At 53.4% G+C, this 19827-nt stretch carries 21 protein-coding genes; 6 read left to right on the top strand and 15 right to left on the bottom strand.

Annotation, left to right across the window (positions count from 1 at the left end; translation table 11 throughout):
* Positions 1–132: 132 nt before the first annotated feature.
* From PUZ33_RS22755 to nfsA, 11 genes are all read right to left on the bottom strand, one after another.
* On the bottom strand, positions 133–1602 hold the full coding sequence (locus PUZ33_RS22755) for a sensor histidine kinase (protein WP_058681093.1): 1470 nt from the start codon (positions 1600–1602) through the stop codon (positions 133–135).
* Positions 1586–2293 (bottom strand): response regulator transcription factor, encoded by a 708-nt coding sequence (locus PUZ33_RS22750; protein WP_058681092.1) that lies wholly within the window; start codon positions 2291–2293, stop codon positions 1586–1588. The genes PUZ33_RS22755 and PUZ33_RS22750 overlap by 17 nt, the downstream gene beginning before the upstream one ends.
* A 105-nt stretch (positions 2294–2398) precedes the next feature.
* Positions 2399–3538, bottom strand: coding sequence for a 23S rRNA (uracil(747)-C(5))-methyltransferase RlmC (gene rlmC, locus PUZ33_RS22745; RefSeq protein ID WP_058681091.1), 1140 nt, complete (start codon positions 3536–3538; stop codon positions 2399–2401).
* A 40-nt stretch (positions 3539–3578) separates the two neighbouring features.
* Complete coding sequence (locus PUZ33_RS22740; protein ID WP_020689898.1) at positions 3579–4052, bottom strand: YbjO family protein; 474 nt, start codon at positions 4050–4052, stop codon at positions 3579–3581.
* A gap of 65 nt (positions 4053–4117) precedes the next feature.
* Entirely contained in the window at positions 4118–4963 is an 846-nt protein-coding gene (gene potI / locus PUZ33_RS22735; protein ID WP_013097369.1) for a putrescine ABC transporter permease PotI, read from the bottom strand.
* Positions 4960–5913 carry a putrescine ABC transporter permease PotH gene (potH, locus tag PUZ33_RS22730; protein WP_020689896.1) on the bottom strand — a complete coding sequence of 318 codons (954 nt, stop codon included), beginning with the start codon at positions 5911–5913 and terminating at the stop codon, positions 4960–4962. The genes potI and potH overlap by 4 nt, the downstream gene beginning before the upstream one ends.
* A 10-nt stretch (positions 5914–5923) precedes the next feature.
* On the bottom strand, positions 5924–7057 hold the full coding sequence (potG, locus tag PUZ33_RS22725) for a putrescine ABC transporter ATP-binding subunit PotG (RefSeq protein ID WP_013097371.1): 1134 nt from the start codon (positions 7055–7057) through the stop codon (positions 5924–5926).
* A gap of 143 nt (positions 7058–7200) precedes the next feature.
* Positions 7201–8313 carry a spermidine/putrescine ABC transporter substrate-binding protein PotF gene (potF, locus tag PUZ33_RS22720; protein WP_013097372.1) on the bottom strand — a complete coding sequence of 371 codons (1113 nt, stop codon included), beginning with the start codon at positions 8311–8313 and terminating at the stop codon, positions 7201–7203.
* 351 nt (positions 8314–8664) lie between these two features.
* Positions 8665–9141, bottom strand: coding sequence for a YbjN domain-containing protein (locus PUZ33_RS22715; RefSeq protein ID WP_003858385.1), 477 nt, complete (start codon positions 9139–9141; stop codon positions 8665–8667).
* A 63-nt stretch (positions 9142–9204) separates the two neighbouring features.
* Positions 9205–10107 carry a 30S ribosomal protein S6--L-glutamate ligase gene (gene rimK / locus PUZ33_RS22710; protein ID WP_013097373.1) on the bottom strand — a complete coding sequence of 301 codons (903 nt, stop codon included), beginning with the start codon at positions 10105–10107 and terminating at the stop codon, positions 9205–9207.
* A gap of 51 nt (positions 10108–10158) precedes the next feature.
* Complete coding sequence (gene nfsA, locus PUZ33_RS22705; RefSeq protein ID WP_013097374.1) at positions 10159–10881, bottom strand: nitroreductase NfsA; 723 nt, start codon at positions 10879–10881, stop codon at positions 10159–10161.
* Positions 10882–11065: 184 nt separating this feature from the next.
* On the opposite strand from nfsA, the gene PUZ33_RS22700 reads away from it, so the two are divergent.
* Entirely contained in the window at positions 11066–11335 is a 270-nt protein-coding gene (locus PUZ33_RS22700) for a GrxA family glutaredoxin (protein ID WP_006809455.1), read from the top strand.
* Positions 11336–11681: 346 nt separating this feature from the next.
* Here the strand turns inward: PUZ33_RS22700 and PUZ33_RS22695 are convergent, their stop codons facing one another.
* On the bottom strand, positions 11682–12065 hold the full coding sequence (locus tag PUZ33_RS22695; RefSeq protein ID WP_013097375.1) for an inner membrane protein YbjM: 384 nt from the start codon (positions 12063–12065) through the stop codon (positions 11682–11684).
* A 269-nt stretch (positions 12066–12334) separates the two neighbouring features.
* On the opposite strand from PUZ33_RS22695, the gene PUZ33_RS22690 reads away from it, so the two are divergent.
* Positions 12335–14020: an aspartate:alanine antiporter gene (locus PUZ33_RS22690; RefSeq protein WP_014831222.1), complete on the top strand. Its 1686-nt coding sequence runs from the start codon at positions 12335–12337 to the stop codon at positions 14018–14020.
* 278 nt (positions 14021–14298) lie between these two features.
* Entirely contained in the window at positions 14299–14961 is a 663-nt protein-coding gene (locus PUZ33_RS22685; RefSeq protein WP_235836509.1) for a GIY-YIG nuclease family protein, read from the top strand.
* 305 nt (positions 14962–15266) lie between these two features.
* Here PUZ33_RS22685 and PUZ33_RS22680 read toward each other — a convergent pair whose 3' ends face one another.
* Both PUZ33_RS22680 and PUZ33_RS22675 read right to left on the bottom strand, forming a co-directional pair.
* Positions 15267–16055 (bottom strand): hypothetical protein, encoded by a 789-nt coding sequence (locus PUZ33_RS22680; RefSeq protein ID WP_205247005.1) that lies wholly within the window; start codon positions 16053–16055, stop codon positions 15267–15269.
* Positions 16027–16785 carry a DUF262 domain-containing protein gene (locus PUZ33_RS22675; RefSeq protein WP_252107866.1) on the bottom strand — a complete coding sequence of 253 codons (759 nt, stop codon included), beginning with the start codon at positions 16783–16785 and terminating at the stop codon, positions 16027–16029. The genes PUZ33_RS22680 and PUZ33_RS22675 overlap by 29 nt, the downstream gene beginning before the upstream one ends.
* A gap of 320 nt (positions 16786–17105) precedes the next feature.
* Here PUZ33_RS22675 and PUZ33_RS22670 point away from each other — a divergent pair, with 320 nt between their 5' ends.
* Genes PUZ33_RS22670 through arsC form a run of 3 tightly spaced genes read left to right on the top strand, consistent with a single transcriptional unit; the run spans position 17106 to position 19195 of the window.
* Positions 17106–17426, top strand: coding sequence for a metalloregulator ArsR/SmtB family transcription factor (locus tag PUZ33_RS22670; RefSeq protein ID WP_029882880.1), 321 nt, complete (start codon positions 17106–17108; stop codon positions 17424–17426).
* Between the two features lie 35 nt (positions 17427–17461).
* Positions 17462–18751 carry an arsenic transporter gene (locus tag PUZ33_RS22665; protein ID WP_058681089.1) on the top strand — a complete coding sequence of 430 codons (1290 nt, stop codon included), beginning with the start codon at positions 17462–17464 and terminating at the stop codon, positions 18749–18751.
* 12 nt (positions 18752–18763) lie between these two features.
* Positions 18764–19195, top strand: coding sequence for a glutaredoxin-dependent arsenate reductase (arsC, locus tag PUZ33_RS22660; protein ID WP_058679297.1), 432 nt, complete (start codon positions 18764–18766; stop codon positions 19193–19195).
* Between the two features lie 15 nt (positions 19196–19210).
* Here the strand turns inward: arsC and PUZ33_RS22655 are convergent, their stop codons facing one another.
* Positions 19211–19762: a TetR/AcrR family transcriptional regulator gene (locus tag PUZ33_RS22655; RefSeq protein ID WP_014831216.1), complete on the bottom strand. Its 552-nt coding sequence runs from the start codon at positions 19760–19762 to the stop codon at positions 19211–19213.
* Positions 19763–19827 lie beyond the last annotated feature (65 nt).

Raw genomic sequence — 19827 nt, 5'->3', positions numbered from 1 at the left:
GATCTACGATACAGGTTCGTGGCCTAAGGCCGGGTACGGCATGTGGACTGCCTGACAGAAAGAACTGGCCGGTTCTTTCTGTACGGGAGGATAATACAAGGCCGGGTAAGCGCAGCGCCACCCGGCACTCTCTCACAACGGCACGAAGAACCTGAATCGCGCCCCGCTCACCGACTCCATCAGCCTGATCCCTCCCCCGTGTAGTTCCAGCATCCGTTTGACAATCAACAACCCTAACCCACCGCGATTCTCCCGCGATGCTTGCGGATTCAACGCGGAAGGCCGCTGGAACAGATCGTCGCGCAGCGCGGCATCCACACCGGTTCCTGAATCGGCCACCTCAACCTGTAGCTTTTCATTCTCCTGCCATACGGCGAGACGGATCTTGCCGCCGGTAGGGGTATGGCGGATGGCGTTATCCAGCAGATTGGTCACCACGCGCTCTATCATCGAGACATCGGCATACACCAGCGGCAGCGGCCCGGGAACGTCTATCTGGAGCTGAAGCTCGCGCGTGCGCGCCGTGAGCTCAAACTTTTGCGCCACGTCGGAAATAAGCTCTCCCATCGCAAAACGCTCGCGCTGGGGCTTGATGCCGCCGTGCTCAAGACGCGCAAGCTCAAACAACTGCTGTGACAGATGACGCACCTTTTGCCCCTGACGCAACGCCGTGGTGAGGTATTGCTGATGCTCCTGCGGCGTCAGGGTGGCGGATTTCAGCGACAGCGTTTCCAGATAGCCCAGCAGCGAGGTCAGCGGCGTGCGTAAGTCGTGGGAAATATTGGCGATAAACTCCCGACGCTGGCGGTCGCTGTCGGCCAGCTGATCCCACTGGTGGGTGATTTTGCGTGCCAGCTCGATAAAACTGTTACGCAGGAGCGCCACTTCATCTTTTGCTGCCACATCCGGCTGTTGGACCGCCAGCGCGCGTATCGCGCTCATGCTGTCATGCTCCAGCCCGGCCACTTCACGCGTCAATCGTTTAACCGGACGCGTGACCCAGTACCAGATCAGTAAGCCCGCCAGCAGGCCAAACAGCGCCACCCACAGCATTGACCAGAGCACCGTACTCCACAGCGCCTTGTGCCAGGCCATGTCCGCCAGCGCGTTCGACTCCTCGCCCTGTAAAATAATATACAGATAGCCTTTAAGCTCGCCGTCCTGACGTAACGGCGTCGCGCTGAACACTTTCTTGTTCTGGCTACGCGGATCGTCGCCAAAAACCGGCATGGCCGCACCGCTGAGGAACTCCTGTACCGGCGCGAGATCGATGCTTTGTCGCTGAATATGGCCAGGCGGGGCGGCATCGGCCAGAATATCGCCATCCGGGGAGACGACGTACAGTTCCACGCTCGGGTTGAAGGTCATCAGCCTGTCAAAGAGCGGTTTCAGCGCGGTACGGTCGACCCTGCCCTGGGCGTTCAGAATTGGTTCGCGCTGCACGATCTGTTGCGCCAGGCCGCCAGAGAGACGCTGAACCATGGCGTTACCATACTGCATGCTGCTGTAGAGCTGGACGGCGCAGGCGACGACGGCACAGAGCATCATCAATAAAATAAACAGCAGCGTCAGGCGCTGGCTCAGGCTAAAGCGGCGCATCATGGTGCGGCTCCGCAAATTTATAACCTTTGCCCCAGACGGTGCGAATGATCTCCGGCTCGGCAGCGTCTTTTTCAATCTTGATGCGCAGGCGGTTGATATGGGTGTTAACGGTATGCTCGTAACCTTCATGCTGATAGCCCCACACCTGCTCCAGCAGCGCCAGACGCGAGAAGACCTCGCCAGGATGGCGGGCAAAGAAGTACAGCAGTTCAAACTCGCGCGGCGTGAGATCCACTATCTGGCCGTGAAGCAGCACGCTGCGGGCCAGCGGGTCGATCGTCAGGCCATGCGCCTGAATATTCCCGGCACTCTGCGCCTGCCCCATCGCCTGCTGGCGGCGGAACAGCGCCTTAATGCGCGCAATCAGCTCCTGCACCGAGAACGGTTTTGCCAGATAATCATCCGCGCCGGTTTCCAGGCCGGTGATCCGATCGGTTTCGCTGCTGCGGGCGCTAATAATGATCACCGGCAGGTAGCGGGTCATCTGGCGAATACGACGGCAAATCTCCAGGCCGTCGACGTTGGGGAGCATGAGATCGAGGATCACCGCGTCCCACGGCTGTTTTTCAAGGCAATGTAGCGCGTTGCCGCCGTCGGGCTCGTGGGTGATGGTGTAGCCTTCATCTTCTAAATTGAGTCGCAGAAGTGCCGCGATATCGTGGTCATCTTCCACCAGCAGGATCTGCTTCATGGGTAAGCCTTATTTCATCTCTTATGACGTAAGCTTACCTGATTTCGCAGGGTTGAAGAGTTCACATTTTGTTGAAGATTTTGCGGATGTCATGCCGGGTGGCGGTTACGCCTTACCCGGGATGCGGGTTAACAACGTCAACACTTCATAATGCGCGGTATGCGGGAACATATCGAAAAGCTGAACGCGTTCAACGCGGTAGCCCGGCAGATGAGCGATATCTGTCGCCATGGTACGGGCGTTGCAACTGGAGTAAATAATGTAATCCGGCGCCATCTGGCTCAGATAGTCGCACAGCGCCTTGCCAATGCCCCGGCGCGGCGGGTTGACCAGCACCAGCTCCGGCACGTTGCCCTGGCCGGTCGCGAACTGCGTGGAGTCCAGCGCCTGGAAGTGCAGATTGGTTAATCCGAGCTCAGCGGCAGACTGTTTCGCGCAGGCAATCGCTTCGGCGGCGATCTCAATCCCGGTCAGCTGCATCTCGGGCGTGGCGCAGTGCAGACCAAATCCCCCGACACCGCAGAACAGATCCCACATATGATGGATGTTTAACGCCCACACCCAGTCGCGGGCGGTGGCATATAACGCACTCGCCACCGTCGGGTTGGTCTGGAAGAAACTTTGCGGGCGGATCCACAGCGGCACGTCGTTGAACGTTTCCGCCAGTGCATGCTGCCCGGTGAAGAAGATCTCTGTCTCCCCCTCCATAATCGCCATATGCACCGGCTGAATATTGGCGGTAATGACCTTCAGCTGCGGAAGCTGCTCCTGCAGCCACGGCAGCGCCGCGCGCAGTTGTTCCAGCTTGGCTTGCGAGCGCAGCACGAAACGCAGCATCATACCGCCGTCCATCTGGCTCTCGGTCAGGAGGAGATATTTCAGCTCGCCGCGCTTACGGGCGACGTTATAAGGCGTTAACCCCGCGCGGGCAATCAACGGTTTAAGCGCCGCAAAGACCGGCTCAAACGAGGCAGGATAAAGCGGGCAGCCGGTGAGATCTTCCGGCGTACCGTCGCGATGCAGCATGCCCAGTAGCGGTTTTTCTACGCTGCCGCTGACCACCATTTTGGCTTTATTACGAAAACCCTGCTCCGGGCCGCTGACGGGGGCGCACCACTCACCCACCGCATGTTCAGCCAGCAGCTGTTGCAGGTCGGCCATTTTGGCGGTGAGTTGTTGAGAGACCGGCTGTTCTATCCACTGACAGGAGCGGCAGCGTCCGGCGTCATAGAGTGCGCACTGCATAGGAAAACCTTAAGAATAACGAGGGCTGCGATTATACACATTATTGCAGGCGGAAGAACCGCCGGCTTGAGGCTGGAGCAAAGAGCAGCAGGAGCACCAGCATATCGGGTAATTTCTGCATGACCAGCGCATGGAAGATCTCACGTTTGGATCCACCGGCAATGCTGAACAGCTCCGGATAACCATAGCCCAGCGAGGCGGCCCACAGATAGCTGGCGGCGGTCACCTGCGTCAGCAGATAGACCCAGCGCGCCCAGTTGCGCCCTTTAACCAGCGAAAACGCGCAGTAGATTTCGATAAACACCAGCACAAGGCTGCTGAGGAATACCAGCGTGAGGTTCCAGGTTTGCACGCTGCGGTGAATGAACTCACCGATGCCGCGCGCCCCCAGGGTGTTGAGGATCATCAGTACATCAAGACAGCGGATCATAATAATAGCGAGCGCCGCCACCTGCACCAGCGCAGGTACGTTTGGACGAGCGTGCGTAAGACGTGATTTTTTTAATAATCCCAATGTTTTACTTCCCTGAAAAACAGTGCCGCGTCATGCGCGGCACATCACTGGAAATAATAATTCCTTCAGCCGCGTCTTGCACGCTGGATATCGCGCACGCGCTGCTTTTCCGCGCGCGCCATCAAATACCAGGCGATAAATCCGACAATTCCGACCACGCCGAGGATAATCGACGCCAGGGCGTTGATCTCCGGGTTCACCCCCATGCGCACGCTGGAGAAGACCAGCATTGGCAGCGTCGTCGCCCCTGGCCCGGAAACAAAGCTGGCGATCACCAGATCGTCGAGCGACAGGGTAAAGGCCAGCAGCCAGCCGGAGATCACCGCAGGCATAATCATCGGCAGCGTGATGATGAAAAAGACCTTCACCGGCGTGGCACCGAGATCCATCGCCGCCTCTTCAATGGAGCGATCCAGCTCGCGCAGACGCGAGGAGATGACCACCGCCACGTACGCGGTACAGAAGGTCACATGCGCCAGCCAGATGGTGAGCATGCCGCGATCCGCCGGCCAGCCAATGGCATGCGCCAGCGCCACAAACAGCAGCAGCAGCGACAGGCCGGTGATCACGTCCGGCATCACCAGCGGCGCGGTGATCATAAAGGCAAAGCCGTTCGAGCCGCGAAAACGCCCGAAGCGCACCATCACCAGCGCGGCAATCGTGCCCAGCACGCAGGCCATTGTGGCCGCCAGCGCCGCGATGGTCAGGCTCAGCCCCACCGCGCTCATCATCGCATCGTCGTGGAATAGCTCGCTGTACCAGCGCGTCGACCAGCCAGCCCATACGGTGACCAGTTTGGAGCTGTTGAACGAGTAGATCACCAGCATCAGCATCGGCGCATACAGGAAGGTAAAGCCGATCACCAGGATCGCAATTCGCCACGGAGAGCGCACTACCGGTAAGTTGTTCATCCGTGGTCTCCCATCTGTTTCTGCTGATGTTTGTGGAACCACATGATCGGCACGATCAGCAGCAGCAACATCACGATCGCCACCGCGGAGGCCACCGGCCAGTCGCGGTTATTGAAGAACTCCTGCCACAACACGCGGCCAATCATGATGCTGTCCGGGCCACCGAGCAGTTCCGGGATCACAAACTCCCCAACCGCCGGAATGAACACCAGCATCGACCCGGCGATAATCCCGCCTTTGGTCAGCGGCACAATCACGCTGAAGAAAGTCTTCAGCGGACGGGCGCCCAGATCCAGCGAGGCTTCCACCAGCGAGTAGTCGATACGCGTCAGCGCCGTATAGATCGGCAGCACCATAAACGGCAGGTAGGCGTACACAATCCCGATATAGACCGCGAGATTGGTGTGCAGAATAGTCAGCGGCTGATCGATAACCCCTAACCACATCAGGAAGTTATTCAGCACCCCGTTATTTTTCAGGATCCCCATCCACGCGTAGACGCGGATCAGGAACGAGGTCCACGACGGCAGGATCACCAGCAGCAGCAGAATGTTGCGCGTCGAGGGCTTACTGTGCGCCACCGCCCATGCCAGCGGGTAGCCCATCAGCAGACAGCAGAGCGTGGAGATCGCCGCCACCTGCAGTGACTGCAGATAGGCTTCGACATAAAGCGGATCTTCCGTCAGCTGCAGGAAGTTGCCAAGGTTAAGCGTCAGCGTCAGCTGGCCGTCTGCCCAGTCCAGCAGATTGGTGTAGGGCGGGATCGCCCGCGCCATTTCCGCCAGGCTTATCTTGAAAACGATCAGGAACGGCAGCATGAACAGCAGGATCAGCCACACGTAAGGCATGGCAATCACCAGCTTGCGGCCGTGGTTCATCTGCATGCGCGCCAGCCAGTGCGCAAAGCCGCCCGGTTTTTCGACGCGGGCTGGCGGTTCAAGTGTACTCATTGGCCGCTCCTTATACCGTCAGCACGACACAACTGTCCGCATCCCAGCACAGACGCACTTCGTCGCCCCAGGTCGGCAGTCCTTTACGGTAGCGATGTTCGTTTTGCAACTGGGCGCTGAGCATCTGCCCGCTCTTCAGACGGACGTGGTAGATAGAGAGATCGCCCAGATAGGCAATGTGCACCACTTCGCCCACGGCAAAGTTAAAGCCATCGGCCGGAGGATCTTCACAGAGCATGATTTTCTCCGGTCGCAGGGCGATATAGACCGGCACGTTGTCTACCACGGAGTTATCCGGGTCGACCTTCAGCGGATGCTGCAGCCCCGGCGATTCGATGATCAGCCCGTCTTCTTCACGCGCTTTCAGCAGCCCTTCAAAAACATTCACCGAGCCGATGAACTCCGCGCTGTATCGGGTAGTCGGGTGTTCATAAATCTCTTCCGGCTCGCCAATCTGCACGAACTTACCGCGGTTCATGATCGCGATACGCCCGGCCATGGTCATGGCCTCTTCCTGGTCGTGGGTGACCATCACGCAGGTCACGCCTACGCGTTCGAGGATATCCACCACTTCGAGCTGCATACGGTCGCGCAGTTTTTTATCCAGAGCACCCATCGGCTCATCAAGCAGCAGCAGTTTCGGGCGTTTCGCCAGGCTTCGGGCCAGTGCCACGCGCTGACGCTGACCACCAGAAAGCTGGTGCGGTTTACGCTTCGCGAACTCCTGCATGTGCACCAGACTCAGCATCTCCGCCACACGCGCGGTGATTTCGGCTTTTGGCAGCTTGTCCTGCTTCAGGCCAAACGCGATGTTCTGCTCCACCGTCATATGCGGGAACAGTGCGTAAGACTGGAACATCATGTTAATCGGACGCTGATACGGCGGTACGCTGGAGAGATCCACGCCATCCAGCACAATCTGCCCGGCGGTAGGTTGTTCAAACCCGGCCAGCATGCGCAGCAAGGTTGATTTACCGCAACCAGACGCCCCGAGAAGGGCAAATATTTCGCCTTTGTAGATAGTCAGGCTGACGTCGTCCACGGCATGCTGGCCATCGAAAGATTTGGTGAGGTTACGAATTTCAAGTAGCGGGGTCAGCGCTTTACGGACTTTCGCCTGCGGGCGGGGGATCGCGTCATTCACGGGGTGTTCTCCGGCATAGATCAAAACTGGTGCAAACGCACCGTCAGGGTGCGCATCGCCGGGCGGCGCGAACGCTTGCCCGGCCTACGGGTTGTGTCGGCCCGGTAAGCGATAGCGCCACCGGGCAACGTTACCAAACGCCGTTATTTCCCGCTTTTCACCTTGGTCCACGCACGGGTACGTACGCGGTCAATTTTTGGATCCTGTACTTTCAGGGTGAAGAGCTTGGCAAACACATCCGCTGGCGGATAGATAGCCGGATTATTACGGATCTCTTCGCTAATCAGTGGCAAGGAGGCCTTGTTACCGTTGGCGTAGTAGACATGGTCGCTGATATGAGCAATCACTTCCGGACGCATCAGGTAGTTTAGGAACTGATACGCTTCATCTTTGTTTTTCGCATCGGCAGGCATGGCGAAGACATCAAAGAAGGCCAGCGCCCCCTCTTTCGGAATGAAGTAGGAGACATTCACGCCGTTTTTCGCCTCTTTCGCGCGGTTAGCCGCCTGCCAGACGTCCCCTGCCCAGCCAATTGCCACGCAGATATCGCCGTTAGCCAGGTCGTTAATGTACTGTGAAGAGTGGAAGTAACGGATATTCGGACGCAGCTTCAGCAGCAGATCGGTCGCCGGGCCGGTGTAATCATCCGCCTTGTTGCTGTTCGGATCTTTGCCAAGATAGTTCAGCACGGTAGCGAAAATCTCTTCCGGGGCATCCAGGAAGGAGACGCCGCAGCTTTTCAACTTGGCGAGGTTCTCCGGCTTCAGCACCACGTCCCAGCTGTCCAGCTTGACGTCCGGGCCCAGCGCCGCTTTGACTTTATCCACGTTGTAGCCAATACCGGTGGTCGCCCACAGATACGGCATGGCGTATTTGTTCTCCGGGTCATGCTTAGAGACCAGCTTCAGCACTTCCGGGTCGAGATTTTTCCAGTTTGGTAACTTGCTCTTGTCCAGCGGCTGGAAAACGCCTGCGGTCAGCTGACGCTCCAGGAAACTTGCGGACGGTACCACCAGGTCAAAACCGGTGCTGCCTGCCATCAGTTTGCCTTCCAGCACTTCGTTGGAATCAAACACGTCGTAGACCACTTTAATGCCGGTCTCTTTTTCAAAATTAGCCACCGTGTCCGGGGCAATATAGTCAGACCAGTTATAAACATGCAGCGTTTTTTGTTCCGCAGCGAGCGTGCCGGCAGAGACGGCCATCAGAGCACCCGCAACCAGACCCGATAACCATTTTTTATTCAAGGCGATCATAGTGTTATTCCTTCTGAAAGCTCGTTAACAAACGAACTAAAACTGTGCAATCTGGATATATGCAAAAATCATGCATAGTTTGTCGCTCTGCTCAAAATAAAAAGAAACCTCTTTACCCGGCAGGATCCGCTCGCTTTTTTAAGCATCGCAAGAATAACTGTAGCCCGTGTCTCCGGCTATAGCCCAGACGAAAAAACGCCTTTTATCAATTTTTTATGCAGGTTATGTCTACGTGATAAGCCGAAATGGCCTTTGGGGAGGTGAAAAATTCTTTAAAGAAAGGTTAAAAGCAGCAGAATAAATGGCGTTATGCAGCCGCTCTGGCAGCGACTGCGCAAAAGTCAGACAGGCTTAGTGAAGAAAATTGGGAGATGCATCATTATTCTCTGCATCGTCTTCCGCGCTGTACAGCAGATGGTGTGCATTGGCTTCCATCATTACCATTGAAATTTGCTCTTCACTCAAACGCATAAACCAGGCGAACTGCTTGAAGGAGAGCCCCGCGCCGGAGAACAAAGACTGGCAAACGACCAGTTTTGGCAGATTATCATCCTGTATATCGAGGAATGCTTTCACCGTCAAAGAACTGGCGTTGATCGCAGAGAGGTCAGAGGCCAGCGCCAGCAGCGCAGACGGCTTAACTTCTGCCAGCGCAGAGAAGAGGATCACGTCGTTAATGAGATCGATTTTGGCATCAAAAATGCCGTCGAAATTCTGCATGTGAGGCAGATGCAGCGCCTGGCAGGAATCACATTCAAAGAAGGTGATACCGGCATCATCAAGCCATTGACGTAACGTATCCAGTGTTGGAACGACCTGTAAATCCATCGCGGTGGAGCCTCTTTAGTAAAAACTTCGCATAGGGTACTCAAAAAGTGCGCGGTAATCCATTTAACCACCCGTTTTAAGACAGTAGCCCGGCGTGGCATGACGCTCAATCCATGCAATCATTTTACCTGCAATATCGACACCGGTGGTTTTTTCTACCCCTTCCAGCCCGGGCGAGGCATTCACTTCCATCACCAGCGGCCCGCGCGTCGCCCGCAGAAGGTCTACGCCTGCCACGTCCAGCCCCAGCGTTTGCGCCGCTTTCACGGCAATCTCCCGCTCGCGCTCGCTGATATCAGCAACCCGCGCAACGCCGCCCCGGTGGAGGTTGGAGCGAAAATCGCCCTCTTTCGCCTGACGCTCAATGGCCGCCACCACCTCATTGCCCACCACGAAACAGCGGATATCGCGCCCTTTGGCCTCTTCGATGTACTCCTGCACCAGAATGTGCGCATTCAGGCCGCGGAAGGCGTCAATCACGCTCTCTGCCGCCTGTCGCGTCTCTGCCAGCACCACGCCAATACCCTGTGTGCCTTCCACCAGCTTGATGACCAGCGGCGCGCCGCCCACCATGTCGATCAGATCGCTGGTGTCGTCCGGGGAGTGAGCGATACCGGTGACCGGGAGATCGATCCCCTGGCGGGCGAGCAGCTGCAGCGAGCGCAGCTTATCCCGGGCGCGGGAAATGGCGACAGATTCGTTGAGAGGATAGCTGCCCAGCATTTCAAACTGGCGCAGCGCGGCCGTACCGTAATAGGTGATCTGCGAGCCGATGCGGGGGATCACCGCATCAAAATGCGGTAGCTTGCGGCCTTTGTAATGGATCGAGGAAGCAGCAGGGTCAATGTTCATATAGCAGGACATCGGATCGAGGATCTCAATCTGATGTCCGCGTTTTGCCGCCGCTTCTCGCAGGCGTTTGCATGAATAGAGCGTTCCATCCCGGGACAAAATGGCAATTTTCACCCTGCACCTCTCTAAAGACATGGGAAAAGCCTGCGTATCATACCGAATGGACTAGCGCGTCGCCCAGCCCTGTTTATGCAGATAATCGAGAATAAACGGGCGATTTTCTTTAATAATGGTGCGGCGGATGTGGTCGCTCCAGGTATCGCGGCGGTTATTGCTGCCGCGCGTCATGTAATAATGCGCCAGCTCTTCATCGTATTGATTCAGAACATCCTGGTCGACCGGCTGGTAGTGGTTTTCATGGACCAGCATCGCCGCAGGCAGGCGCGGCTTGAGATCCGGGTTGTCAGCCGGCCAGCCGAGGCAGAGACCGAACAGGGGCAGGACGTGTTTCGGCAGCTTCAGCAGCTCGGTTACGCTTTCAATATTGTTACGCAGCCCGCCGATATACACGCCGCCTAATCCCAGCGATTCCGCCGCCGTAAAGGCGTTTTGCGCCATCAGCGCGGTATCGACCACACCCAGCAGCAGCTGTTCTGCCAGCCCCAGTTCAGCTTCGGGGCAAATTTGCAGGTGGCGGTTAAAGTCAGCGCAGAATACCCAGAACTCGGCGGCCTGGGCTACATGCTTCTGCCCGCCCGTGAGCGTCACTAGCTGCTCGCGCATGGCCTTGTCGGTAATACGAATAATCGAACTGCACTGCAGGAAGCTGGAGCTGGAGGTGGCTCTGGCGCTGTCGATGATGGCCTCACGCTGCGCCTCGGTAATGGGCTCATCGGTGAAGTGGCGGATAGAACGGTGGGAACGGAGCAGGTCAATTGTTGGCGTCATCGTCTCTCTCTTTGTCTTGCTTAATACGTGTGGCAGCCAGTATAGGCAATGATGCGCGGCATGTAATTGGCGAAACATAGCTCAAGGGTATTAAAGCGACAGGCGAAACCTACTTTAATGACGGCAGGTTATCGTGCACTATACGTGTCATTCGCCGTCAGGCTTGTTTTTTGAGGAGAGAGAAATGTTTGCAGTAATTTTTGGTCGTCCAGGATGCCCTTACTGTGTGCGCGCAAAAGAGCTGGCTGAAAAACTGACTGAAGAGCGTGATGACTTTAACTTCCGCTATGTGGATATCCACGCAGAAGGCATCACCAAAGCCGATCTGGAAAAAACCGTGGGTAAACCGGTTGAAACCGTACCGCAGATCTTCCTCGATCAGAAACACATTGGCGGCTGCACCGATTTTGAAGCTTACGCTAAAGAACATCTGGGGCTGTTTGCCGCTCAGTAATCACTAAGCAAACCCCGCGCCCTGACGTGGGGTTTTATCTATTTGCCAGTTATTGCTTTTTCACTTCATTCAATAGAATTGAACCATATGATGCATGGATTAGCCTGTTAATCCAGCGCGCGTCTTGCGTTTTGCCCTACGATAAATAATGCAATTACTTGATATTAATGCCGATTGTAGGCCGGGTAAGCGCAGCGCCACCCGGCAAGAAAGACGGCTTAAGGGCATTGGGCGCACTACGCGGGATGCTGTCAGTCACGACTGGAAAAGGTAGGTATGGACTGGAATACCGGGCAATCCGTACACAGTACCGTATTTGACGACAATATCTGCGGCAACGGCGTTCTCATTCTTTTTTATTATGTAACCGTTGATGCCGTATCAGAGTGCGAAGAAACAGGAAAAACAGCGCACCGAGCGCGCACCAGAATACGCCGCTCAGCAGCCAGGCCAGCTCCTGCCAGAGGCTTCGCGTGGACACAAAAAGCAACCGCATCAGCACCAGACACAGCGGTGCCGCCAGCATTGCCCCTAACAGCGGCTTAACAACCTCGCCCTCGCGAGAGAGAAAACTCGCGGCCACGCCAGGCAGAATGAAAAAGAGCAGTCCCAGTTCCGGATGCCCGGAGGCTCTGAATGCCCCCTTAACATTAAACGCTAATGACATACAGACAACGGTGAACAGTAAGAAACAGCTTATCGCCCCTGCCCATTTTCCTTTAATGTTCAAATTATCCTCCTGACTTCTCTATCAAATAAAGTTTCGTCGCGTGGACACCCGATCGGATAAAGTTATGCGGCAATCCTTGCCAAAACCCGCATACGGTTATGCGATAATGAGTAGCCGTTGGTAGCTAATGCGATTAAACTATCCAGCTGCTATTGTCTTAGGGAATTTTTTTGGCCGCAGGGAGTGTAGAAGTATTCCTGGCACTGAAAACAGTAGCCCAAAATGTCCTTTCATTCAACAACTTACTGGTAAACAAGAAGTTAGCCTCCGTGAATATAAACGTCGCAGACTTGTTAAATGGGAATTACATCCTGTTATTATTTGTGGTACTGGCGCTGGGCCTTTGCCTGGGTAAATTGCGCCTGGGTTCAGTACAACTTGGTAATTCCATTGGCGTTTTAGTCGTCTCCTTATTATTAGGTCAGCAGCATTTCAGCATTAACACAGACGCGCTTAACTTAGGTTTTATGCTGTTTATTTTTTGTGTTGGTGTGGAAGCGGGTCCTAACTTTTTTTCCATTTTCTTCCGCGACGGCAAAAATTATCTGATGCTGGCGCTGGTGATGGTCGGCAGTGCGCTGCTGATCGCGTTAGGGCTGGGTAAACTGTTTGGCTGGGATATCGGGTTAACGGCCGGTATGCTGGCAGGCTCCATGACCTCGACACCGGTTCTGGTGGGTGCAGGCGATACCCTGCGCCATTCTGGTATGGCCGGGTCACAGCTTTCTACCGCACTCGATCACCTGAGCCTGGGCTATGCCCTGACCTATCTGATTGGTCTGGTGAGCCTGATTGTGGGCGCACGCTACCTGCCGAAACTGCAGCATCAGGATCTTCAGACCAGCGCCCAGCAAATCGCCCGCGAGCGTGGTCTGGACACGGACTCCAAACGTAAAGTCTATCTGCCGGTGATCCGCGCCTATCGCGTCGGGCCAGAGCTGGTCGCCTGGGCGGACGGTAAAAATCTGCGCGAGCTGGGGATTTACCGCCAGACGGGTTGCTATATCGAACGTATCCGCCGTAACGGCATCCTGGCGAACCCGGACGGCGACGCGGTACTGCAGATGGGCGACGACATCGCGCTGGTGGGTTACCCGGATGCCCACGCGCGGCTGGACCCAAGCTTCCGTAACGGTAAAGAGGTATTCGACCGCGACCTGCTCGACATGCGTATCGTCACCGAAGAGATTGTGGTGAAAAACCACAACGCCGTCGGCCGTCGTCTGGCGCAGCTGAAGCTGACCGACCACGGTTGCTTCCTGAACCGCGTGATCCGCAGCCAGATTGAGATGCCTATCGACGATAATGTCGTCCTGAATAAAGGTGACGTATTGCAGGTCAGCGGCGACGCACGCCGCGTGAAAACCGTCGCCGACCGTATCGGCTTTATCTCCATTCACAGCCAGGTCACCGACCTGCTGGCCTTCTGCGCCTTCTTTATTGTTGGCCTGATGATTGGGATGATCACTTTCCAGTTCAGCAACTTTAGCTTTGGCATCGGTAACGCTGCCGGGCTGCTGTTTGCCGGTATCATGCTGGGCTTCCTGCGAGCGAACCATCCAACCTTCGGCTACATTCCGCAGGGCGCGCTGAACATGGTGAAAGAGTTCGGTCTGATGGTCTTTATGGCGGGTGTCGGCTTAAGCGCCGGTAGCGGCATTGGCCACAGCCTGGGTGCCGTCGGCTGGCAAATGTTGGTTTCCGGACTTATCGTCAGCCTGGTACCGGTGGTGATCTGTTTCCTGTTCGGCGCCTACGTGCTGCGCATGAACCGCGCCCTGCTCTTTGGGGCAATGATGGGTGCGCGTACCTGTGCGCCAGCAATGGAAATCATCAGCGATACCGCCCGCAGCAACATCCCGGCGCTGGGTTATGCGGGCACCTACGCTATCGCTAACGTACTGCTTACGCTGGCGGGTACGCTCATCATCATCATCTGGCCTGGACTCGGATAACTCTTAACTTTGCGCGTAACGAAAAAATTTTCGTTATGCGCAGAACTTTTTTATCAGGGGGCAGTCATAACTAGTGCCACTGCTTTTCTTTGATGTCCCCAATTTGTGGAGCCCATCAACCCCGCCGTTTTGGTTCAAGGTTGATGGGTTTTTTGTTGCCTGAAATTCTCTGGCTCGGAAAAACAACCACTTACAATCACATTTTCAGATATCCGAAGATTTCGAAAAATCCGTCTGTTCAAAATCAGCATCCCATTTAATTTTTTTGTCCCTTCCTCATGAAAATCATCGCCCCCTGCCAGCAAAAGAATAAAATCACTAAACAGATCAGCAAGGAAAGCCGCATGTTCGATTTTTATCCCGAGAAAATCTACAGTAGAACGGAAGTGATGAGCAAACCATCACCAGTTCCGCCAGTAAATGGCATCTACTTCTGGTGGTTTAAGGAAATTCCTCCAGGTGTACCGACAGAGGGGTGCGTTACCTCTGACGGCTACACACTGCTGTATGTGGGCATCTCACCCGACCAGCGAGGGAAACCTAACAGCCGTTCGAACTTAAAGAAACGTATCAAAACGCACTATAGCGGCAATGCTGCTGGCTCAACGCTCAGGCGCACGCTGGGTGTGTTATTGAGTAGTTCTAGTGGCTTTCCGCTGCGCCGTGTGGGATCTGGATCCAGAATGACATTTACTCATACTGGCGAGCAGTGGCTTGATGTCTGGATGGAAAAGAATGCCAGGGTTCACTGGATACCTGTCGAAGCGCCCTGGGAGCTTGAGGATAAACTGATCGCATCTATTCCCCTTCCATTAAATATTCAGGGGAATGCTCATGAATTTAAAATTACGCTTTCGGAAATGCGGAGGCTGGCTGCTACCGAGGCAAGATTGATGGAGATTGCTGATGAGAAAGGATTCAAAAGACGTTTAATTACGTGATGAACAGACGGCACGACAATTAGCTGTGAGGTAGTAATAAGCAAGTATAATGTTCCATTTATACTTTTTGTTGAAATGGTGTGTCTCAAAAAGAGTACCAACTCGTTAGTGCTTAAAAAAATACGTTACGTGCCATCTCAGAGAATAGCAATGATAGTGATTAATTGCTAATTTTCGTAAGTTTTTAGAATCCAATGTGTATTTTCGCAATTAATAAATGCTAATAAAATCAAGAGATAGATAAACAAAAAAAGATAACCAGACATCCTGGCTATCTTTTTTCATAATATTGACGAGTAATATTTTTATTTACCACTCATCAAAACATGAGCATACTTTATTAAATCCTGCTCTCTCTGGGCTATAAAGTCCTTATAATCAGCCTTACCATCTCTAAGTCCAGAAGAAATCAAAGCCGAGTCAAATATCTTATCTCTTTCCGCCTCATGAATGTTAGAGAAATACAATGAGGGCTCTGAATCAGATATTTGATTGTTGTCTTGAGCCGTCAGGAAAGCTATATTAGCAATAATATTAGACTCGTGGAAACCGATCCCTTTTTTATTTAAAAAAGCTTTTGGATATATATGATGGAACTGTCTTGCGTTATAAGCTGCGAGTGCAGAACCTAGATCAACGACTTTCCCAGTAATAAAGCTTCGAGGGTTTAATTGCGCAAGAAGACAAATTGTTGCTTTAGCTGCTGAAGAATTGATCCTCCATGCTTTCCTAAAGAATCCAGTCTCAACCTTCATAGGAAATAATATTGCAGCATTAGACTGTAAAAGAGCAGTATCCATCAATTTAATGTCTTCCATTACAAAAGCATTTGTACCTGCTTTGTAACGTTGGGAAAAAGCACAACACCAAAACCATCTTTTAATTGACGTATATTGATAACCTGTAGGCCGTTCAACTTTAGAAAAGAAGTAGACGAGTGGTACTAGCATAATAGGGAAAGGTAAAAATACGGAGTTCTGTATTTTTAAATCTTTCTCAAGAAAATCGACTGCTTTTTTTATACCTTTTTCTAAAGATTCTACTGCTTTGGATAATGATGACGGCTCAACATTTATGATGTGTTTCCGAATCAATTTCTTTGTTTACAATAGAAGTCAAGCATCTCATTAAAAGAGTTTCATCCACTTGAAAACCTTTTGCTGAAAGAAAATCATTTAAATTATTAATTTCAGTTCTCAGATCAAATGTCTCTGTCCAAGTCCATGCCGTTAGTAGTTCTATAGTACTTAAACTAGTTCCCGATGAATTAATTCTTTGGAAGATTCGACAAACTTCTTGGTCTGTTCGCTCTTTAATCGTCACCACTGGGAAATCATAATCTTTGAATTTATCTACAAGATTAGTTATGCGCGCAACTTCCCACTCATTGAATTGATGAAGTTGTCCTATCAGCTTTGTTGTTTCTAAAATAGAATTTAATGCAATTGTTTTTAAATCGTGAGGTTTCGTATAATAATGGTAAAATTTGTCTTCTGAAGGTGAGTAATGAATATTAAATCGCATTGCTAATTCTTCATTATTTGTTTTTTTATCAGAATTAAAAACACCAAACAAAGTTGTCAGCCGTTGTTGCCCATCTAAAATGTAATTAACAGGGTAGTCTTCTTTGATCTCTGGCAAATCAAAACCTCCAACATTTCTTTCGAATTTCAAAGGAGTCTTTGTTGACCAAAGTAACAATGAACCAACAGGGTAACCACAATATATTGAATCTATGAGCCCAAGTATTTGTTCGTCTGTCCATACATATTGTCTTTGAAAGGCTGGTATTTTTATTTGCCCTCTTTTGACGTCGTCCAACAATGATGCAAGTCTTTCGTTCCCAGAATCGATTTTCTTTTTACTTGAATCGCCAACATGCGTAGCAATCTAAACCAACCTTGTCAATAAGAATTGTCCCATCAGTGTATCAACTATGCAGTAAATTGAGTATGTTATCAACGGTTCAGATCACTTAACTTTCTGCTATATCTAATCATTTATGGATTTTGTTCATGCATACCTTTGCATCAATGCGAATTGGTTGCCTGAAATTCTCTGCTCCATCATCCCCCCTCTTCCCACCTCCGCCTCAAACATATATGATTAAACAAATATGTATCAACTACCCGCAGGGTTCAACCATGCTCCACCCGCTCCAGCTTTTCAAAACCCTCTCCGACGAAACGCGGCTCTCCATCGTCATGCTTCTGCGTGAAGCTGGTGAGCTATGCGTCTGCGATCTCTGTTCCGCAACCACGGAGTCACAGCCGAAAGTCTCGCGCCATATGGCCTTACTTCGCGAATCCGGGCTGGTTATCGACCGTCGTGAGGGGAAGTGGGTCTATTACCGTTTGTCTCCGAACATGCCTGCGTGGGCAGCTACCGTCATCGATAACAGCTGGAACTGCCTGCGGGAAGAAACGCGTGCAAGGCTAAAGAATAGCCTTCCAGGGACGTGTTAAATACATTCATTAAAACAGATATAACGGGGTAAGCGATGTTTCTGGCAGGAGCAATTTTTCTGTTTACGCTGGTACTGGTCATCTGGCAGCCCAAAGGGCTCAGTATCGGCTGGAGCGCGACGATTGGCGCCGTGCTGGCGCTGGCCAGCGGCGTGATCCACCTTAACGATATTCCGGTGGTGTGGAATATCGTCTGGAATGCCACGGCGACGTTTATCGCCGTTATTATCATCAGCCTGCTGCTGGATGAGTCCGGCTTTTTCGAGTGGGCGGCGCTGCATGTCGCCCGCTGGGGAAACGGCCGGGGGCGTTTGCTCTTTACTTATATCGTGCTGCTGGGTGCGGCCGTCGCGGCGCTGTTTGCCAATGACGGTGCAGCGTTGATCCTGACACCTATCGTCATCGCCATGCTGCTGGCGCTGGGGTTCAGCAAGCAGGCCACGCTGGCGTTTGTGATGGCGGCAGGTTTTATCGCCGATACCGCCAGCCTGCCGCTGATTGTCTCGAACCTGGTCAACATTGTGTCGGCAGACTTCTTTAAGCTGGGGTTCAGCGAATACGCCTCGGTGATGATCCCGGTTGATATCGCCGCGATTGCTGCCACGCTGGTAATGCTGCATCTGTTCTTTCGCAAGGAAATTCCACCGGAATATGATCTTGCGAAACTCCGGGAGCCCGCCCGGGCCATTCACGATCTCCCGACGTTCAGAACAGGCTGGATAGTGCTACTGCTTCTTCTCGTCGGCTTCTTTGTGCTTGAGCCTCTCGGCATTCCGGTCAGCGCCATTGCAACAGCTGGCGCGCTGATTTTATTCGCCGTTGCAAAACGCGGACACGCGATTAATACCGGAAAAGTGCTGCGCGGCGCACCGTGGCAGATCGTCATCTTCTCACTGGGGATGTATCTGGTGGTCTACGGTTTGCGTAACGCCGGGTTAACCGAATACCTTTCAGGCGTACTGAATGTGCTGTCCACCCACGGTTTATGGGTAACTACCCTCGGAACCGGGTTCATCACCGCCTTCCTGTCATCCATAATGAACAATATGCCCACGGTGCTGATTGGCGCGCTCTCTATTGATGGCAGTACGGCAACAGGATTGATCAAGGAAGCGATGATTTACGCCAACGTGATTGGCTGCGATCTGGGGCCAAAAATCACGCCTATCGGTAGTCTCGCCACCCTGCTCTGGCTCCACGTGCTGGCGCAAAAAAACATGACCATTACCTGGGGCTACTATTTCCGGACGGGCATCATCATGACGCTGCCGGTTCTGTTTGTGACGCTCGCCGCGCTGGCGTTATGTCTCTCCTTCACACTGTAATGAGCCACTGATATGACCAACATCACCATTTACCACAACCCCGCCTGCGGCACCTCGCGCAACACGCTGGAGATGATCCGCAACAGCGGCACCGAGCCAGAGATCATTCTGTATCTGGAGAATCCGCCGTCACGCGATGAACTGATCAAACTGATTGCCGACATGGGCATTTCGGTGCGGGCGCTGCTGCGTACAAACGTGGAGCCCTATGAGCAACTGGGCCTGGCAGAAGATACATTCACTGACGACCAGCTTATCGGTTTTATGCTGCAACACCCGATCCTGATTAACCGTCCGATTGTGGTGACGCCGCTGGGCACCCGTCTGTGCCGCCCGTCTGAAGTGGTCCTTGATATTCTGCCGGATGCGCAGAAAGGGGCATTTACGAAAGAGGACGGTGAAGCCGTCGTGGATGCCAGCGGGAAAAAAATCACTCAGAAATAGAGTCGGGCCTGCAGGCTAGCGGTCCCCCTCGCCTGCAATCCTTCCCACCATCGCCCGGATCTCCTCGCGCGTCAGCGGCGCTCTGTCGGTGACAAAGTGTAGCGTCATTCCTTCGATAAAGGCGTCCAGCGCGCGGGTGGTGACCGGGTCAAACCACTGTTCAAGCGTCGTCTGGCTCATCTGCATCCAGTCCTGCATTACCGTTTTCAGCGCCGCGCTGCGGTGCATAAAAGTGTAGAGCTGGTACATCAGCGCCATGTTGTGCGGCGTCGTCACCTGCGAGCTGTGGATCAGCGTGGTGATGGATTCACACGCCATCTCCGGGCTGGTTACCCCCGCGAAGAAATCACGGTACTGCTGCGACATCTGCCGGGTAAACCACGTGAAAGCCTCTTCCAGCAGCGACTCCATGCCGTCAAAATAGTAGGTCATCGACCCCAGCGGAACCCCGGCACAGCTGGCGATTTTACGGTGCGTGACGGCATGGATACCGTGCTCAGCAATGGTGTCCAGCGTCGCCTGCAGGATCTTCTCCCGGCGATGCGGGTCGTTAGGTGGTCTGCTCATACATGCCTCATCTGATTTGTGTACAAATGTACACAAACTTGCTAGTGTTGTCGCTATTGTTGTGC

This window comes from Enterobacter cloacae complex sp. 2022EL-00981 (genome assembly GCF_028737495.1).
GTDB lineage: Bacteria > Pseudomonadota > Gammaproteobacteria > Enterobacterales > Enterobacteriaceae > Enterobacter > Enterobacter cloacae.
Note: the sequence above shows the minus strand (reverse complement) of the source record. Positions and strands in the feature narration are given on the sequence as shown.

Excerpts from the sequence above, each read along its gene's own strand:
- PUZ33_RS22755 (WP_058681093.1), bottom strand. The coding sequence starts at position 1,602 with ATGATGCGCCGCTTTAGCCTGAGCCAGCGCCTGACGCTGCTGTTTATT.
- PUZ33_RS22750 (WP_058681092.1), bottom strand. The coding sequence starts at position 2,293 with ATGAAGCAGATCCTGCTGGTGGAAGATGACCACGATATCGCGGCACTT.
- rlmC (WP_058681091.1), bottom strand. The coding sequence starts at position 3,538 with ATGCAGTGCGCACTCTATGACGCCGGACGCTGCCGCTCCTGTCAGTGG.
- potI (WP_013097369.1), bottom strand. The coding sequence starts at position 4,963 with ATGAACAACTTACCGGTAGTGCGCTCTCCGTGGCGAATTGCGATCCTG.
- potH (WP_020689896.1), bottom strand. The coding sequence starts at position 5,913 with ATGAGTACACTTGAACCGCCAGCCCGCGTCGAAAAACCGGGCGGCTTT.
- potF (WP_013097372.1), bottom strand. The coding sequence starts at position 8,313 with ATGATCGCCTTGAATAAAAAATGGTTATCGGGTCTGGTTGCGGGTGCT.
- PUZ33_RS22715 (WP_003858385.1), bottom strand. The coding sequence starts at position 9,141 with ATGGATTTACAGGTCGTTCCAACACTGGATACGTTACGTCAATGGCTT.
- nfsA (WP_013097374.1), bottom strand. The coding sequence starts at position 10,881 with ATGACGCCAACAATTGACCTGCTCCGTTCCCACCGTTCTATCCGCCAC.
- PUZ33_RS22700 (WP_006809455.1), top strand. The coding sequence starts at position 11,066 with ATGTTTGCAGTAATTTTTGGTCGTCCAGGATGCCCTTACTGTGTGCGC.
- PUZ33_RS22685 (WP_235836509.1), top strand. The coding sequence starts at position 14,299 with ATGAAAATCATCGCCCCCTGCCAGCAAAAGAATAAAATCACTAAACAG.
- PUZ33_RS22670 (WP_029882880.1), top strand. The coding sequence starts at position 17,106 with ATGCTCCACCCGCTCCAGCTTTTCAAAACCCTCTCCGACGAAACGCGG.
- PUZ33_RS22665 (WP_058681089.1), top strand. The coding sequence starts at position 17,462 with ATGTTTCTGGCAGGAGCAATTTTTCTGTTTACGCTGGTACTGGTCATC.
- arsC (WP_058679297.1), top strand. The coding sequence starts at position 18,764 with ATGACCAACATCACCATTTACCACAACCCCGCCTGCGGCACCTCGCGC.
- PUZ33_RS22655 (WP_014831216.1), bottom strand. The coding sequence starts at position 19,762 with ATGAGCAGACCACCTAACGACCCGCATCGCCGGGAGAAGATCCTGCAG.